The 12,713-nt window shown below is 74.7% G+C and carries 11 protein-coding genes; 4 read left to right on the top strand and 7 right to left on the bottom strand.

Translation table 11 applies throughout. The features are described from left to right. Window positions 1-127: 127 nt before the first annotated feature. From ACFWU6_RS13605 to ACFWU6_RS13590, 4 genes are all read left to right on the top strand, one after another. The gene (locus ACFWU6_RS13605) at window positions 128-937 is read left to right on the top strand and encodes an SDR family oxidoreductase (RefSeq protein WP_383803754.1); all 810 of its coding nucleotides are present in this window, start codon (window positions 128-130) and stop codon (window positions 935-937) included. Window positions 938-1,040: 103 nt separating this feature from the next. After that, window positions 1,041-1,706: an endonuclease gene (locus ACFWU6_RS13600; protein WP_383980993.1), complete on the top strand. Its 666-nt coding sequence runs from the start codon at window positions 1,041-1,043 to the stop codon at window positions 1,704-1,706. A gap of 133 nt (window positions 1,707-1,839) precedes the next feature. Further along, window positions 1,840-2,478: a TetR/AcrR family transcriptional regulator gene (locus ACFWU6_RS13595; protein ID WP_383980917.1), complete on the top strand. Its 639-nt coding sequence runs from the start codon at window positions 1,840-1,842 to the stop codon at window positions 2,476-2,478. Then, complete coding sequence (locus ACFWU6_RS13590; protein ID WP_383980915.1) at window positions 2,475-3,332, top strand: alpha/beta fold hydrolase; 858 nt, start codon at window positions 2,475-2,477, stop codon at window positions 3,330-3,332. Before ACFWU6_RS13595 ends, ACFWU6_RS13590 begins: the two co-directional genes overlap by 4 nt. 162 nt (window positions 3,333-3,494) lie before the next feature. Here ACFWU6_RS13590 and ACFWU6_RS13585 read toward each other — a convergent pair whose 3' ends face one another. The 7 genes from ACFWU6_RS13585 to ACFWU6_RS13555 form a co-directional block, all read right to left on the bottom strand. Continuing rightward, window positions 3,495-3,926 carry a hypothetical protein gene (locus ACFWU6_RS13585; RefSeq protein ID WP_383980913.1) on the bottom strand — a complete coding sequence of 144 codons (432 nt, stop codon included), beginning with the start codon at window positions 3,924-3,926 and terminating at the stop codon, window positions 3,495-3,497. An 88-nt stretch (window positions 3,927-4,014) separates the two neighbouring features. After that, the gene (locus tag ACFWU6_RS13580; protein ID WP_383980911.1) at window positions 4,015-4,722 is read right to left on the bottom strand and encodes a helix-turn-helix transcriptional regulator; all 708 of its coding nucleotides are present in this window, start codon (window positions 4,720-4,722) and stop codon (window positions 4,015-4,017) included. Window positions 4,723-4,912: 190 nt separating this feature from the next. Then, window positions 4,913-7,453 (bottom strand): LuxR C-terminal-related transcriptional regulator, encoded by a 2,541-nt coding sequence (locus tag ACFWU6_RS13575; protein WP_383980910.1) that lies wholly within the window; start codon window positions 7,451-7,453, stop codon window positions 4,913-4,915. A gap of 102 nt (window positions 7,454-7,555) precedes the next feature. Next, complete coding sequence (locus tag ACFWU6_RS13570; protein WP_383980908.1) at window positions 7,556-9,460, bottom strand: anthranilate synthase family protein; 1,905 nt, start codon at window positions 9,458-9,460, stop codon at window positions 7,556-7,558. Then, window positions 9,457-10,113, bottom strand: coding sequence for an isochorismatase family protein (locus tag ACFWU6_RS13565; protein ID WP_383980906.1), 657 nt, complete (start codon window positions 10,111-10,113; stop codon window positions 9,457-9,459). Before ACFWU6_RS13565 ends, ACFWU6_RS13570 begins: the two co-directional genes overlap by 4 nt. Before the next feature lie 179 nt (window positions 10,114-10,292). After that, a complete protein-coding gene (locus tag ACFWU6_RS13560; RefSeq protein WP_383980904.1) occupies window positions 10,293-11,480 on the bottom strand; it encodes a 3-deoxy-7-phosphoheptulonate synthase in 1,188 nt (395 codons plus the stop codon). Then, a complete protein-coding gene (locus ACFWU6_RS13555) occupies window positions 11,465-12,658 on the bottom strand; it encodes an NADP-dependent malic enzyme (protein ID WP_383980902.1) in 1,194 nt (397 codons plus the stop codon). The genes ACFWU6_RS13560 and ACFWU6_RS13555 overlap by 16 nt, the downstream gene beginning before the upstream one ends. Window positions 12,659-12,713: the final 55 nt, after the last annotated feature.

Here is a 12,713-nt window from a genome sequence, read left to right as displayed (position 1 = left end):
TCCGGGGCGTTTTCCCCGGAAGGCGGCGGGCAGGCGCCAGACCGACGACCCGGCCGCCCGTGCCCCGCAGCGCCGCACCGGTCGGCCCGTACGCGTCCCATCGCCGGCACGACACGAGGTGGCAGACATGACCAGCCCAGCAGGCTTCACGCCGGCGACCGCGGTGGTCACCGGCTCGGACTCGGGGATCGGCAGAGCCGTGGCGGTCCGCCTGGCCCAGGCAGGTATCGACGTGGGTGTCACCTGGCACTCGGACGAGCGCGGGGCGCAGCAGACGGCCGAGGAGGTGCGGGCCCACGGCCGACGTGCCGTGGTGTCCCGCCTCGACCTCACGGCGCTGCCCGCCGCCGCGGACGTCGTTGACCACCTGGCGGATGAACTCGGCGGCATCGACGTCCTCGTGAACAACGCGGGCACCGGCACGGCGACCCCCTTCGTCGACCTGGACCTCGCGACGGTACGAGAGGTCCTCGACGTCGACCTCGTGGGGCCGTTGCTCTGCGGGCAGCGCGCCGCCCGCCGGATGATCGCGCGCGGCCGGGGCGGCAGGATCGTCAACATCACCTCCGTCCACGAGCACCAGCCGCGGGTCGGGGCGGGCCCGTACTGCGCGGCCAAGGCCGGGCTGGGGCTGCTCACCCAGGTGATGGCCCTGGAACTGGCCGAGCACCGGATCACCGTGAACGCCGTGGCCCCGGGCGAGATCGCCACCCCCATGACCGGTCAGGAGGACCAGGACGTACGCGGAGCCGAGCGGCCCGGTATCCCGCTCGGCCGGCCGGGAGACGCCCGCGAGGTGGCCGAAGTCGTCGCCTTCCTCGCCGGCCCGGCGGCCTCCTACGTGACCGGGGCGTCCTGGGCGGTGGACGGCGGCATGCTCCGGATGGGCCCCATGGCGGGTTCCCACCTGGACCACGACCGCTGGCGCAGACCCTGAGCGCACCCGCCGCGAGGGAGCGGGCCTGCCGGTGCCGGCAGCGGCCCGGCTCCGAGCGCGGGCACCTTCCCGCCGAACTGAGCAGACGCAGCCCGAGGTGACCATGACCACGTCCGGCACGACGGTGGAACTCCTCATGGAGAGGTACGGGCGCACCCATGCCGAGGAAGCCGGTATCGCGCTGCGCGACACGCCCGCGCCGCTGTACCGACTGCTCGTCCTGTGCGTGCTGTTCTCGGTGCGCATCAAAGCGGACATCGCGGTCGCCGCGGCCCGCGAGTTGTCCGGGGCCGGGCTGTTGACGCCGCAGGCCATGTCGGCTTCCCCCTGGCAGCTGAGGGTGGACGCGCTGGGCCGCGCGCACTACCGCCGCTACGACGAGACCACGGCCACCGCACTGGGCGCCGGCGCCCGATTCGTCCTCGACCGGTACCGCGGTGACCTGCGCCGGTTGCGCGAGGAAGCGGGCGGGGAGCCGCGGCGGGTACGAGAACTGCTCCGCGAAGTCCCGCGAATCGGACCGGTGGGAGCCGACATCTACTGCCGCGAGGCCCAAGGCGTATGGCCGGAGCTGCGCCCCTCGTTCGACCGCCGGGCCCGCGACGCGGCCGGTGACCTGGGGCTCCCCAGGACCCCCGAAGCCCTGGCGCGCCTCGTCCCCGCCGACGACCTGCCGAAGCTGGCGGCCGCCCTGGTGCGAGCCGGACTCGCCAAGGTGACGTCCGCCGACGAGCTCAGGGCGGGCCGGCCGGAGGGCGCCGCTCCCTGAAGCGTCGCGTACCCGAAGCGTCCCGTACCCGAAGCGTCGCGCACCGGTTTGACCCGTGCACGGGTTTGCCCCACCACATCTGGAGGCATCTCTAAGTTTGGAAGAGTCTCCATATTGTGGGGAGGGCGGGCGCATGGAGCCCGAGGGCGTGCACACCGCCACAGGAGGGCTGCGTGAGCGGCACAAGGCCCGCAGGCGGTCCCGGATTCTCGACGCGACGCGTGAACTCCTGCGGGAGAGCCCGGAATCGGTGATCAGTACCGAGCGGATCGCCGAGCGGGCGGAGGTCTCCCCGGCCACCGTGTACAACCTGATCGGACCGCGCGAGAAGATCTGGGAGGCCCTCGCCGTCGCCTTCACGGAAGAACTCGAAGGGCGCCTGGCGGCGCGGCGAGCGGGCGGCCCGCGGGAGGTCGTCAGGTCGACCGTCCAGCTCTTCGTCGGCGACCCGGTCGTGTCCCGCCGCATGGTGCGCGGCTGGCAGGAGAGCGGCCTCGTGCTCGACCGCGGTCCGCTCGTCCACCTCCGCCGGGCGATGGCGGACGCACGGGCGGGAGGCCTCCTGCGCGCGGACGTCGACACCGATGCGCTGGCCGCCGTGGTCAGCGCCTCGTGCGCGGGTGCGCTGCACCAGTGGGTCGCCGCCCTGATCGATGACGACCGGTTCCTCGCACGCGCCCTGTTCGCGGTGGACGTCGCGCTCGCCGCTGCGGCAGCGGACTCCCACCGGGACGAGCTGTTGGCGCCGCTGCGATCCCGCGGCACGGCATGACGGCCCCCGTACCGCCACAACCCCGCGGCTTCGTGGGCCACGGCGGGCTCCGGCTCGCCGCGGACGTGTGGGGCGAGGCGTCCTCGCCCCCTCTCGTCCTGCTGCACGGCGGCGGCCAGACACGGCACGCCTGGGGCCGGACCGGACCCAGGATGGCGGCGCGGGGATGGCGGGTCGTCGCCCCGGATCTGCGGGGGCACGGCGCCAGCGCGTGGCCGGCCGACGGGGACTACTCGCTCGACGTGTTCGCCGAGGACGTCCGGGCGATCGTCGCCGAGCTCGGCGACCGGCCGGTGCTCATCGGTGCCTCGCTCGGGGGTCTGGCATCCCTGCTCGCCGCCGGAGAGGCGCCACAGGCGTCGGTCCGCGCCATGGTGCTCGTCGATGTCGCCCACCGACCCGATCCCCGCGGGTTCCAGCGGATCGTCGCGTTCATGCGCCGCGACCCGGACGGGTTCGCCGATGTGGGGGAGGCGGCAGCGGTGGTGTCCGCGCAGCTGCCGCGTCGCCCGGAACCGTCCGACCCCGGCGGGCTGCGGGCCAACCTGCGGCGCCGCGGCGACCGCTGGGTGTGGCACTGGGACCCCCGGATGCTGGACAGCTTCGAGGGCCGGATGGACCCGCCGGGGATGGCGGTGCGGCTCCTGGACGCCGCGCGCCGCGCGGACGTGCCGATCCTGCTGGTCCGCGGCGGGATCAGCGACGTGGTGCGCGAGGACGTCGCCGACCAGTTCTGCGACGGGGTCCCGCGGGCGCGCCGGGTCGATGTGGCCGGCGCGGGCCACACGGTGGCGGGCGATCGGAACGAGCACTTCCTCGACGCGATCGTCCCGTTCCTGGAAGAGAACGGGTGAGGCGGCCCGCGGAGCCCCCGGACCGCCGGACGGGGCCGGGGGCGGCGGTGCGAGGACCGCCGCCGACGGGAGCGGTTCCGCAACCCGTTCGAAGGCTCGGGCGCCGTCCCACGCCGACGCCCGGCACCGGCCCAGTGCCGCTCAGGCGGCGCCGGGTACCGCTCAGGCGGCGAAGCGGCGGTTGCCGGTGAGCGACCACACGGCGGAGATCTTGCCGTCCGTGACCGCGAACATGTCGATGCCGCTCTTGACGAGGACATCGCCGCCGCCGTCGGTGTGCTTCTCGATCCACCGGCAGGCCATCTCACCGCGCTCGGAGTCGACCAGCGGCGGGGCGTCGGCGGCGAACGTCAGGCCGGTGAGGGCGAGGCTGTTGACCGAGATGAACGCCGTCAGTTCGTCCTGGCCGAAGGCCTTGGCGGAGCCGGTGCCGTCGAAGTCGTCCGCGAAGTGCAGCCGGAAGCCGGGGGCGAGGATCTGCTCGGCGAGGGCGACGTCACCGTTCCAGAGCGCCGTCCAGCCCTCCACCAGCCGGGTGCCGGCCTCCCGGGTCAGCGGTGCGGAGTCGGTGGTGGGGGTCGTCGTCACAGACATGGGTGCCTTCCGTGGTCGGTTCGTGCCACCCAGCCTCCGGGCCGGGGGCGACACCCCCCTGTCGGTGTTTAACCCTCCGGACGGCGGCTCAAGCGAAACTGTAGAGCTCGTCGAGTGCGACGAAATCCCGTCCGGGGAGGTCCAGTTCGGACAGGTCCACCGGACGCGGCTCCACCGTCTCCTCCAGTGCCCGCGCCTCGCGTATGCGGTCGATGCGGAAACCCCGCACGGCGGAGCGCAGCCGGCACCATCCGACGAGGTGCCAGGGGTCGCCGCCGAGGAAGCCCAGGGGTTCGACGGTGCGGTCGGTGACCTCGCCCTGCGCGTCGGCGTAGCGCAGGTGCAGCAGACGGCGGCCCGACAGCGCCTCGCGCAGGGTGTGCGGGAGCGCTGACGGCCGGACGGGCTCCTCGGCGAGCCGCACCCGGGCGGCGAGTTCGCGCGCGACCTGACGGTCGCGCAGCGGCATGACGGCGAACACCTTGTGCAGCGCGGATCGGGCATCGGCGTCGAACGGCGTCCCGGACAGTCCGTGCAGGGCGACGGCCAGGGCCGCGGCCTCGGCGGGGGTGATGGTCAGGGGCGGCAGGGTGTGGTCCTTGTCCACCACGTAACCGCCGCTGCGGCCCGGTTCGGCGTAGAGCGGCACGCCGGATTGCTGCAGGGCGCTGAGGTCGCGCTCGACGGTGCGGGTGCTGACGCCGAAGCGCTCGGCGAGCCACCGGGCGCTGCGCGGCCGGGGGGAGACCGCGCGCAACTCCTCCACGAGGGCGTACAGACGCTCGGTACGGTTCACGCCAAGGACCGTAGCCGATGCCCGGGGCCGGACTGCGGTGGATCGGGCCGGTGAGCCGGAGGAGGCGGGACGGGCGCCCTCTCCGGGTACCGGTCGTCGGGCGTCGGTCGACGCCCGTATCCGAGCGGAGCCGCCACACCGGCCCGGTGGCCGGAGCGCCGAGGGATCGGCCCTGCTCCGCCCCCTGCGGTCAGGGGCGCGGCTCCTGCTCGGACTCGGCCAGCACCAGCCGGGTGAGCTCCACGCGCGAGCGGATGCCCAGCTTTCCGTAGATGCGCCGCAGGTAGTAGTTGACGGTGTGCGGTGACAGCTGTACCTCGCGGGAGACTTGACGGTTCGTCAGGCCGTCCGCGACGCGCCGGGCGATGGTGCGCTCCGTCTCGCCCAGGCTCTCCCAGCCCGGAGCGGGGTCTGCGGCCGGGACCACCATGGACGGCGAGGTCACCAGGACGCAGCGGCCCGGGTGCTCCCGGATCAACCAGGAGCGGCCGGCCGCGGCGGCATCCGCGGGCTCGTCCGCCCTGCCCCGCGCGTCGAGCAGCGCCCGCAGGTCCTCGGCAGCGGTGGCGGCCCCCCAGGCGTCCGTGTGCTCCGCCGCGGCCCGGCGCAGACTTTCCGGATCGCACTCGAAGAGCCCCCGGGCGTGCAGGGCGGCGGCCTGCAGCCCGGCGACGCCCGGGTTGGCGGCGGCCAGGTGCTCCACCGTACGCAGTGCCTGCCGGCCGGGAGCGGGATCCCCGGCCGTCCGGGACAGCCGTACGAACCAGGCTGCGGCGCCGGGCTCCGAGAAGTGGAGCGTACGCAGCGACGGCAGGGCCCGGTCGGCACCGCGCAGCAGCTCCAGGGCGGCCCGGGGCTCGTCCTCGGCGGCGAGCAGCAGCAGCCGCAGCCATGCCACCGGGACCGCCGCCAGGGGAGTGATGTGCGGCGGGAGCCCGCGCAGCCGCTCCAGGTGCTCCGCGGCGCGGGCGGTGTCCGCACGCCGCAGCGCCACCCGGCCCAGGGTGGCGGACGCCCAGGCGGCCAGGGTGTGCAGGCCCTGCGGGTCCGCGGCGGCCAGCGCGGCACGCGCCGCGGCGTCCGCCTCGTCCAGTTCACCCGCCCGCAGGTGGGCTTCGGCGAGCGCCAGATCCGCGGCCGGCCGGAAGGTGGCCAGGTCCCGCTCGGACGTCTCGCGCAGCAGCCGGCCGACCAGGGCGCGGGCCGCCGGGACCTCGCCCACGGCGATCAGCCGACGGGCGTGCGCGATGCGCGGGTAGGCCCGGGACGCCGCGGTGTCCGGGGTGAGGGTCTGCTCGGCGGCCTCCGCACCGCTGCGCAGGGCGCCGGCGGCGTCGCCCTGCGTCCACCGGATGCGGGCCAAGGCCGTGGCGGCCGCGCGCTGCGCCTCCTGGGTGCCGTCCTCGACGAGGTCGGGCGCCGGACCGGCCGCGGGGTCGGTGTCCCCGCGGAGCGGGTCACTGCGGCCGACGCCGACCATGACCAGGTCCAGGAGCACGCGCCGCAGCGCCGCCGCCTCGTGGTCGGGCAGCGGGCGGTCGAGGGCGTTGCGGGCGAGCACCAGAGCGGAGGCCACGTAGCCCGAAGCCAGGAGCGTGTCCAACGCGCCCGGCAGCCCCGCACCGCCGCCCGGGCCGCCCGCACCGCCGCCCGGGCCGCCCGTGCCCGCCGGGCCCCCGCTCGCCGGACCCCCGCCGGCCGGGCCCGGCCGCTCGCGCCGCGCGGCGCCCCCGCGTCCCAGCACGGCGAGATCCTGCGGCGGCAGCGCCGACCGGAGGGCCAGGACCCGCGCCTCCTCCAGCAGGGCCCCGCGCAGCCCGGCGGGGATCGCCTCGTACACGGCTCGCCACAGGAGCGGGTGCTCGAAGGTGATCCCGTCGTCCGCGAGCCGCAACACCCCCATGGCCAGGGTCTCTTCCAGTGCGGGCAGCAGCGCGGCGGTGCTCGTGTTCAGCATCGCCACGGCCTGTGAGAGCTGGAAGGTACGGCCGAGCAGGGTGCCCACCCGCAAGAGCTGGACGGACTCCGGGGACATGTCCCGCAACAGGCCCCCGACGGCGGCCCGGACCCGCTCGGGCAGCCGGCCGGGAGTGAGGCGGACCAGGTCGCCGTCGGGCCCGATGCGCCCCTCCTCGCGCAGTCCCTCGAGGAACTCGACGATCAGCCGCGGATTGCCGTTGGCGCAGGCCATCACGTCCAGGAGGGCCGGCTGGGGCGCCACCCCGAGCTGTCCGCCGACGAGTTCGCGCACCGCCTGCTCGCCGAGCGGCTCCAGCTCCAGCCCGGTGTGCGGTACGGCCTGCTCGGCGCGCGGGTCCTCCCAGACGGGGAAGGCGGCCAGGTCCGGTCCCGCCGCGTTGGCGCTGCGCGCCAGGAGGAGGGGCACGGGCCGCGCGGAGGCGGGGCGCCCCTCCCACACCAGCGACAACAGTGCCTCGGCCGACTTGGCGCCCGCGTCGTCGATCACGAAGAGGGGCCGCTCGGCGCCAAGGGCCGCGCGCAGGGCCCGGGACGGCGCCGGCGCGTGCAGGTCCGCGTCGCCGAGCGCGTGGACCGTGAACCCCCGCCTGCGGGCGTGGCCGGCGGTGTCGAGGAGCAGGCGGCTCTTGCCGATGCCCGTCTGCCCTCCGACGACGACGAGTTCGGGACGGCCGTGTGCTGCCCTGTCCAGGAACTGGAGGAGGCGGCGCTGCTCCTTCTCGCGCCCGTACAGGGTCGTCACCGCAGCCATCCGTGTGCCTCCCGCCCTCGCAACCGCCCCCTCGGCCGACCGGCGGTTTCCATTCCGCACCACCATAACCATGCGGACCCGGCCCGCGCGGAACGAGACCGGTCAGCCGATACGCGTACGAAACATCCCGGCCACGAGCCCGCCCATGATGCGCTCCCCGTCCTCGGTCAGGACGGACTCGGGGTGGAACTGCACGGAGGCGAAGCCGGGTCCGCGCAGTGCGTGCACCTCGCCCGTGGCGGGGTCCCGGCTGATGCGGATCCGGCCGAACTCCGGATGGTCGAGCTCGTCGGCGTCGCTCCGGGCGGCGTACGTGTTGTAGAACCCCACCCGGGCCCCGGCGCCGAACAGGTCGATGTCCCGCTGCAGACCCTGGTTCGGGACGGGCCGCCGGACCAGCGGCAGCCCCAGGTGCGTGGCGAGCACCTGATGGCTGAGGCACACCGCGAGGAACGGCCGCCCCTCGCGCAGCAGTCGGCCGGTCGCCTCCCGCAGGTGCCCGATCTTCGGGTGCGCGGCCTCGCGCGGATCGCCGGGACCGGGGCCCATGACCACCAGGTCCTGGCCGTCCAGGCCGTACGGCTCGTCGTGCCGGCGGACGGTCACGACCAGTCCGAGAGAGGCGAGTTGGTGCCCGATCATGGAGGTGAAGGTGTCCTCGGCGTCGACGACCAGCGCGGTACGGCCGGCCAGGTCGGGCAGGGGCCGTGCCCGGTCGGCGGCCGGGCGCAGCCAGAAGCCGGCGATGCCGTCGTTGCGCCGGCGCAGCTCCTCCCGTACGAGCGGGTGCGCGGAGAAGCGCGTCGGCCCGCTCTCCAGGGCGGCGAGGAGCCCCGCCGCCTTCGCCCGGGTCTCGGCGACCTCGGAGTCCGGGTCGGAATGGCGCACGAGGGTGGCGCCCACGCCGATGCGGACCCGTCCGTCACCGGCCAGGTCCGCCGTACGGATCATGATGGCCGAATCCAGACTGTGCCGGCCCGCCCCGTCCCGGCCGATGAGGGCGACCACTCCGCTGTAGTAGCCCCGGCCGTGCCGCTCGTACCGCCGGACGACCTTGCAGGCGCTCTCCAGCGGGCTGCCCGTGACGGTGGGCGCGAACATCGTCTCCCTCAGGATGTCCCGCGGGTCCCGGTCCGTCCGCCCCTCGATGTAGTACTCGGTGTGGGCGAGCCGGGCCATCTCCCGCAGGTGCGGGCCGGTGACGCGCCCGCCGGTCTCGCAGATCCGGGCCATCATCTTGAGTTCCTCGTCGACGACCATGTACAGCTCGTCGGTCTCCTTGCGGTCGGCGAGGAAGTCGAGGACGCCCGAGAGGGTGGGGCCGGACGCGGGGTAGCGGTAGGTGCCGCTGATCGGGTTCATCACCGCGGTGCCGTCCGACACGCTGATGTGCCGCTCCGGACTGGCGCCGACGAAGGTGCGCTCCCCGGCCCGCACCAGGTAGGTCCAGTACGCGCCCGACTCGCGCTGGAGCAGGCGCCGGAAGAAGGACAGGGCGCTGCGGAAGGTGTAGTCCGTGACGTCGGCCGTGAAGGAGCGCTGGATGACGAAGTTGGCGCCCTCGCCCCGGCCGATCTCGTCCGTGACGACCCGGCGCACGAGTTCCGCGTACTCCTCGTCGGGTACGTCGAAACCGCCTCCGGTCAGTGCCACCGGCTCGTCGGGGAGCCTGCGCAGGGCCTCGTGGAGCGGCAGGGAGTCCTGTTCGGTCACGGACAGGGCGATGAGCGGTTCGCCGTCGTCGGTGCAGGCGTAGCCGCGCTCGGTGATCTGCCGGTAGGGGATGAGGGCGAGGAGTTCGTGCCGGGCGCCGGAGGGGGCCGCCGGCCCGGGGGCCGCCGGCTGCGGCGCGGCGGTATCCGGGACCGGGAGGTCGGCGAGCGCGGCGACGCTGGTGAACGGCCCCGCCAGTACCTCCAGTCGGTCGTCCGTCCAATCGGGCCGGCGCAGCAGTGCGTAGGCGGGCCGGCGCCCCTGCAGTACGTGCTCCAGGAGGTCGGGGGTCACCGGGCTGCCCTTTCCGTGCGGAGGTCGGCCACGAGGGCGCCGGTGGTGGTGACCACCGCGCAACGGGCCGCGGCGTATTCGAGCGCCAGGCGGTGGGAGGCGGCGTCGAAGTCCGCGACGGCGTCGGCGACGAGGAAGGGGCGGATGTCGTGGGTGAAGGCGTCCACCGCGGTCATCAGTACGCCGACGTGGGCGTAGACCCCGCACAGGATCAGCTGGTCGCGGCCGGCCTCCCGCATCCGCGCGAGCAGGTCGGAGGCGAAGAAGGCGCTGTAGCGCCACTTGGTGAGCAGCCAGTCCTGCGGGGCGGGGGCGAGCTCGGGGACGACCTCGCGGTCCTCGGGGGCCACGCGCATCCCCGGTCCCCAGAAGTCCGCGAGCAGTCCGCGCTCGCTCTCGCTCATGCCGCCGGGCTGGGCGGTGTAGGCCACGGGGATGGCCAGGTCGGCGCACCGGCGGCGGAGCAGGGCGGCGTTGGAGACCAGCTCGGTGCCGGGGGAGCCGCCGGACCGGAACGGCTCGAGGAAGTAGCGCTGCATGTCGTGGACGAGCAGGACGGCCCGGGCCGGATCCGGCTCCCAGGCGGCGGTGTTGGCGGGCAGATCGTCCGCGGTGGGCATGGGGTAGGGCTCGATGGCGGGGATTCCCGGCATGGTCGTCCTCGGTTTCTTTCCGTACGGAGGGCGCGCACGGCGCTGGCAGCCGTGCGCGGAAGGCAGGGGGCAGGGGGCAGGGGGCAGGGGGCAGGAGACTGGAAGGGGGAACGGGCGAGCGGGCGGCGGCCCGAGCGGGCGGGCGGCGGGGCGCGCGTGTCCGGCGGGGCCGCCGGGCGTCAGCCGCGCCAGGCCGCGGCGACCGCCGCGGCCTGCGCCGGATTGAGGCGCGGATCGCACAGGCTCGTGTACTTGGTCTTGGCCACGGAGATGTCCTGGGTGCCCCACACGCACTCGGTCACCTCGTCGGGCGTGGTCTCCAGGTGCAGCCCGGCGGCCACACCGCCGGCCGCCGGGACCGCGTCCTGGAACTCCTCGACCTCACGCACCACCGTGCCCACCAGACGGGTCTTGAGGCCGTCGGGCCCGCTGACGGTATTGCCGTGCATCGGATCGCACAGCCACAGCACCGGGTGGCCGGCCGCCCGTACGGCGCGGACCAGGGCGGGCAGCCGGTCCGCGGCGGTGCCCGCGCCCATCCGGGCGATCAGGGTGAGCCGCCCGGGGGTCCGCCGGGGGTCCAGACGCTCGCACAGCGCCAGCAGTTCGGCCGGTGTCATGCCCGGACCCACCTTGCAGGCCACGGGATTGGAGACGAGGGACAGCAGGGCCACGTGAGGGCCGTCGATCTGCCGGGTGCGCTCGCCGATCCACGGCCAGTGGGTCGAACCGAGGTGCAGGGAGCCGTCCGACTGCGTCCGCAGCAGCGGCAGTTCGTAGTCGAGCAGCAGCGCCTCGTGGCTGGTCCACACCGGGGACGAGACCCTCCGCCGGGCGGCCGACGGGCCGCTCCAGCCCAGCGCGTCCACGACCCGGCGGGCCGCCCGGTTGGCGTGCAGCAGCCGGGCGGGGTCCGGACGCCGCAGGACGGGGTCGGGCTCGGCCGAGTTGACGGCGGGACCCCGGTAGACCGGCAGTTCCAGCCCGTTCACCGTCTCGGTGGGCCGCGAGCGGGGCTTGCCGTACTGGCCGGCCAGCCGCCCCACGCGCAGGACGGGACGGCCCGAGGCCATCGCCATGGTCCCCGCGAGGGCGTCCAGCAGGCCCGCCTTGCGCGCGACGTCGTACGGGCTGCTCTCGGCGAGGTCCTCGGCGCAGTCCCCGGCCTGCACCACGTGGAGCCGGCCCGTGGCGGCCCCGGCGAGGTGGTGCGCCAGTTCCGCGGTATCGGCCGCCGTGACCAGCGGGGCGGAATTCTCCAGTTCACGCAGCACACCCGCGAGGACGGGGTGATCACGCCATTGCGGCTGCTGCAGTGCGGGCAGGGCGGATATCGAATTCCGTATCTCGTTCACCTGAAGTTCCATTCCGGTTCCGGGGATTCCTGGAGGGCCGCGGCCCGCACGGCGCGGGCGACGGCAGGGGTCACCCGGGGGTCGAGCGAATGGGGCACCACCCGGTCCGGGGCGAGGTCCGGGGCGGCCACCTCGGCTATCGCGTCGGCCGCGGCGATCTTCATGGATTCGGTGATGCGCCGGGCGCCCGCGTCCAGCGCGCCGAGGTAGACGCCGGGCGAGGCGAGTGTGTTGATGACCTGGTTGGGCCGGTCGGCCGCGCCCGTCCCGGTCACCGCGGCGTACCCGCCCAACGCATCCGGATCGACCTCCGGGTCCGGGCTGGACAGGGCGAACACGACGGGGTCCGGAGCCATGCCGGTGATCAGCTCGGGGGGCACGCGCGAACCGGACACGCCGACGAACACGTCGGCGTCGCGCAGGGCGACGGCGGCCCCGCCGTGCAGCCGCCGGGGGTTGGTCCGCTCCGCGAGAGCGGCCTTGACCGGGTTCATGCCCGCGCGTCCGGGCACCAGGATGCCCCGGGAATCGAGCACGGTCACGTCGCGGACGCCCGCGGCGAGCAGGATGGCGGCGCAGGCCACGCCCGCAGCCCCGGCCCCGTGCACCACCACGCGGCGGCTCCGCAGGGACCGGCCCAGAACGGCGCACGCGCCGCGCAGCGCGGCCAGGACCGCGATGGCAGTGCCGTGCTGGTCGTCGTGCATGACCGGGCAGTCGAGCGCCTCGGCCAGCCGGGCCTCGACCTCGAAGCACCGGGGTGCGGAGATGTCCTCCAGACTCACCGCACCGAAGGAGTGGCGCAGTCTGACGACGGTCTCCACGATCTCGTCGACATCGGTGGTGGAGAGCACCAGGGGTACGGCGTCCAGTCCGGCGAACTTCTTGAGCGCCATGGCCTTGCCCTCCATCACCGGCAGCGCGGCCTGCGGGCCGATGTCGCCCAGGCCCAGCACGGCGGTGCCGTCGGTGACCACGGCGACCAGCCGTCCGGCCCAGGTGTAGTGCGCGGCGAGCGCGGGATCGGCGGCGATGGCCCGGCTCACCCTGGCCACACCGGGGGTGTAGGCGGTGGCGAGGGAACGCGCGTCCTCGAATGCGGTGGTGATCTCGATGCCGAGTTTTCCGCCCTCGTGTGCGGCGAATATCTCGGCGTCCGTAACCGGCTTTCCGGCCTTGGTAGTGATCATGCCGAGAAGGCTAGTCACGGAAAGCGGGATTTCGGACTACCCGCTCGGGTAGTCC

The sequence above is a fragment of the Streptomyces sp. NPDC058674 genome, assembly GCF_042716505.1.
GTDB lineage: Bacteria > Actinomycetota > Actinomycetes > Streptomycetales > Streptomycetaceae > Streptomyces.
The sequence above is the reverse complement of the archived record's forward strand: the minus strand, read 5'-3'. Positions and strand labels throughout refer to the sequence as shown.

What these genes read in the sequence shown, in the direction of transcription:
- ACFWU6_RS13605 (WP_383803754.1), top strand. Translation starts at nt 128, where the DNA reads ATGACCAGCCCAGCAGGCTTCACGCCGGCGACCGCGGTGGTCACCGGC.
- ACFWU6_RS13600 (WP_383980993.1), top strand. Translation starts at nt 1,041, where the DNA reads ATGACCACGTCCGGCACGACGGTGGAACTCCTCATGGAGAGGTACGGG.
- ACFWU6_RS13595 (WP_383980917.1), top strand. Translation starts at nt 1,840, where the DNA reads ATGGAGCCCGAGGGCGTGCACACCGCCACAGGAGGGCTGCGTGAGCGG.
- ACFWU6_RS13590 (WP_383980915.1), top strand. Translation starts at nt 2,475, where the DNA reads ATGACGGCCCCCGTACCGCCACAACCCCGCGGCTTCGTGGGCCACGGC.
- ACFWU6_RS13585 (WP_383980913.1), bottom strand. Translation starts at nt 3,926, where the DNA reads ATGTCTGTGACGACGACCCCCACCACCGACTCCGCACCGCTGACCCGG.
- ACFWU6_RS13575 (WP_383980910.1), bottom strand. Translation starts at nt 7,453, where the DNA reads ATGGCTGCGGTGACGACCCTGTACGGGCGCGAGAAGGAGCAGCGCCGC.
- ACFWU6_RS13565 (WP_383980906.1), bottom strand. Translation starts at nt 10,113, where the DNA reads ATGCCGGGAATCCCCGCCATCGAGCCCTACCCCATGCCCACCGCGGAC.
- ACFWU6_RS13560 (WP_383980904.1), bottom strand. Translation starts at nt 11,480, where the DNA reads ATGGAACTTCAGGTGAACGAGATACGGAATTCGATATCCGCCCTGCCC.
- ACFWU6_RS13555 (WP_383980902.1), bottom strand. Translation starts at nt 12,658, where the DNA reads ATGATCACTACCAAGGCCGGAAAGCCGGTTACGGACGCCGAGATATTC.